This is a genomic window from Candidatus Jidaibacter acanthamoeba (genome assembly GCF_000815465.1).
Lineage (GTDB): Bacteria > Pseudomonadota > Alphaproteobacteria > Rickettsiales > Midichloriaceae > Jidaibacter > Jidaibacter acanthamoebae.
In genome coordinates this window covers 1-568 of record NZ_JSWE01000021.1, presented here as the reverse complement: position 1 = coordinate 568, position 568 = coordinate 1, and the positions used below count along the sequence as shown (strand labels likewise).

At 33.1% G+C, this 568-nt stretch carries 1 protein-coding gene; it reads left to right on the top strand.

Features of this window, described 5'->3' with window-relative positions:
• Window positions 1-43 precede the first annotated feature (43 nt).
• Window positions 44-526: a transposase gene (locus NF27_RS00275; protein WP_039454564.1), complete on the top strand. Its 483-nt coding sequence runs from the start codon at window positions 44-46 to the stop codon at window positions 524-526.
• The last annotated feature ends 42 nt before the right edge of the window (window positions 527-568 follow it).

The window sequence follows — 568 nt, the reverse complement described above, 5'->3', positions numbered from 1 at the left end:
AATGGTTAGTTTTTAAGCATTGAGGAGAAGTAAAAAGAAGAGTATGGCGCAAGCCAGCTATACCGGAGTTAGTAAAGAGGGATTAATAGTTTCACGTATTATGACCAACCATATAACAGATGACTGTAAATGTTTAGAATCATTAATACAATGCGTAGATATAGAAAAGATAACTGAGGTTTTAGCTGACACTGGCTACGATAGTAACAATACGTATATTGTATTAGAAAATAAAGGTATTAAAGCTACAATAGCACCTCATAAAAATGCCAAGACAGCTTATACACAACCTAGGTCTGATACCATAAACTATATTAAAGAAAAAGGTTACCATGTGGAGCGTAATAAAAATAAGTATGGAAGGAGGGAAATTGTAGAAAATACTATTTATCGATATAAAAGCATTATAGGAGCTAAGCTTAGATCTAGGAAATGGGATAACCAAGATGTTGAGACTTTACTTGGTTGCCATATACTTAATAAAATGACTAACCTGGGCATGCCTCAATCTCTAAAACTCACTTAACTCACATGGGTAAAGGGAAAATATACTTTAACTTTGATTTGA